3 protein-coding genes and 1 pseudogene are annotated in these 2,364 nt (G+C 70.1%); all 4 read left to right on the top strand.

The window, feature by feature from the left end:
• The coding region (gene panC / locus AC2VNT_RS08545) for a pantoate--beta-alanine ligase (protein WP_486946444.1) at positions 1–871 on the top strand (871 nt) is incomplete at its 5' end.
• The gene (gene panD / locus AC2VNT_RS08540; protein WP_486946443.1) at positions 871–1,287 is read left to right on the top strand and encodes an aspartate 1-decarboxylase; all 417 of its coding nucleotides are present in this window, start codon (positions 871–873) and stop codon (positions 1,285–1,287) included. The genes panC and panD, both read left to right, overlap by 1 nt.
• A gap of 2 nt (positions 1,288–1,289) precedes the next feature.
• Positions 1,290–2,099 (top strand): type III pantothenate kinase, encoded by an 810-nt coding sequence (locus AC2VNT_RS08535; protein ID WP_486946442.1) that lies wholly within the window; start codon positions 1,290–1,292, stop codon positions 2,097–2,099.
• 29 nt (positions 2,100–2,128) lie between these two features.
• Positions 2,129–2,364: pseudogene (locus tag AC2VNT_RS08530) on the top strand (lysine--tRNA ligase); the annotation flags it as partial.

Here is a 2,364-nt window from a genome sequence, read left to right as displayed (position 1 = left end):
CACGGCGCCGAAGTTCACCGCCGGTGAACTCAACAGCTATTCGGAGCCCGGCGACATCGCCGAGGTATGCCGCGCGCTGCGACACACCGGCCGCCGGGTGATGCTGGTGCCCACCATGGGCGCGCTGCACGACGGACACCTGGCGCTGGTTCGAGCGGCCAAGCGGGTCCCGGGTGCGGTGGTGGTGGCGTCCATCTTCGTCAACCCGCTGCAGTTCGGCGCCGAAGAAGACCTGGACGCCTACCCGCGCATCCTCGACGCGGATCTGGCGCTGCTGCGCACCGAGCGGGTCGAGGCGGTCTTCACCCCGACCGTCGCCGCGATGTATCCGGACGGCCCGCGAACGTCGGTGCAGCCCGGCCCGTTGGGCGCCGAACTCGAGGGCGCCGCCCGGGCGAGCCATTTCGCCGGCGTGCTGACCGTGGTGTGCAAGCTCCTGCAGATCGTCCGTCCGGACCGGATCGTCCTCGGCGAGAAGGACTATCAGCAGCTGGTGCTGATCCGCCAGATGGTCGCCGACCTCAACATCGACGTGCGGGTGGTGCCGGTTCCGATCGTGCGGGAGGCCGACGGGCTGGCGATGTCATCCCGCAACCGGTACCTGGACCCCGCCCAGCGGGAGTCGGTGACGACGCTGTCGGCGGCGCTGCTGGCCGGCGCCCACGCCGCGGCCGGCGGGGTGGACGCGGTGCTCGCCGCAGCGAACGCCGTACTCGGCGCGGCAGCCGCGATCGACGTCGACTACCTGCAGGTCCGGGATCCAACCCTCGGTCCCGCGCCCGCCCACGGCCCGGCCCGGTTGCTGGTCGCGGCCCGGGTCGGCGGCACCAGACTCCTCGACAACACCGCTATCGAGATCGGAGCGAATTGATGTATCGGACGATGCTGAAATCGAAGATCCACCGCGCCACCGTCACCCAGGCCGACCTGCACTACGTCGGTTCGGTGACCATCGACGCCGATCTGATGGACGCCGCCGACCTGCTCGAGGGCGAACAGGTCACCATCGTCGACATCGACAACGGCGCCCGGCTGGTCACCTACGCGATCACCGGGGAACGCGGCAGTGGGATCATCGGAATCAACGGTGCGGCAGCTCATCTCGTGCATCCAGGCGACCTGGTCATCCTGATCGGCTATGCGTCGATCTCCGACGACGAAGCGCGCAGCTACCGTCCCCGCATCGTGTTCGTGGACTCCGGAAACCGGCAGGTCGACCTGGGTGACGACCCGGCGTTCGTTCCGGACGACGTCGCCGACCTGGTCTCCCCGCGAAGTGCGGGCTAGCGATGCTGCTGGCGATCGACGTCCGTAACACCCACACCGTCGTCGGCCTGCTGGCCGGCTCCGGTGCGCGCGCGAATGTGGTGCAGCAGTGGCGGATCCGGACCGAGCCGGAAGTCACCGCGGACGAGTTGGCCCTCACCCTGGACGGCCTGATCGGTGACGACGGTGAGCGGATCACCGGCGCGGCGGGCCTGTCCACCGTCCCGTCGGTGCTGCACGAGCTGCGGGCGATGCTGGGTCAGTACTGGCCGTCGGTGCCGTCGGTGTTGATCGAGCCGGGTGTGCGTACCGGAATCCCGCTGCTGGTCGACAATCCGAAGGAAGTCGGCGCCGACCGGATCGTCAACTGCCTGGCGGCGTACCAGAAGTACCAGGGCGCAGCGATCGTCATCGATTTCGGCTCCTCGATCTGCGTGGACGTGGTGTCGGCCAAGGGCGAGTTCCTCGGCGGTGCGATCGCGCCCGGCATCCAGGTGTCCTCCGACGCCGCCGCGGCGCGCTCGGCGGCGCTGCGCCGGGTGGAGCTGACCCGGCCCCGTTCGGTGATCGGCAAGAGCACCGTCGAGTGCATGCAGGCCGGCGCGGTCTTCGGCTTCGCCGGGCTGGTCGACGGCCTGGTCCGCCGGGTCCGCGACGAAGAATCCGTCGACGGAGCCGTGACGGTGGTGGCGACCGGGCACACCGCGCCGTTGCTGCTGCCCGACCTGGAGTCGGTGGATCGCTACGATCCGGATCTGACGCTCGACGGTCTGCGGCTGGTGTTCGACCGCAATCGTGACCCCCAGCGCGGCAAGCTGCACCCCGCGCGCTGAGCTGCGCCGGTTGATTAAGCTGGCACGTCGTGAGCCGCGCCGACCCACCGCATCCCCCCGGTCCCGATCCGGACGGGGACTCCGGCGACCTTCCCGAGCAGTTCCAGATCCGCCGGGACAAGCGGGCGCGGTTGCTGGCCCGGGGCGAGGATCCGTATCCGGTCGCTGTGCCGCGAACCCACACCCTGGCCGAGGTCCGGGCCCAACACCCCGATCTGCCGGTCGACACCGCAACCGGCGAGCACGTCGGCGTCGCCGGGCGGGT

It is taken from the genome of Mycobacterium sp. TH-M15 (assembly GCF_057473705.1).
This window is presented reverse-complemented; position numbering and strand designations above follow the sequence as displayed.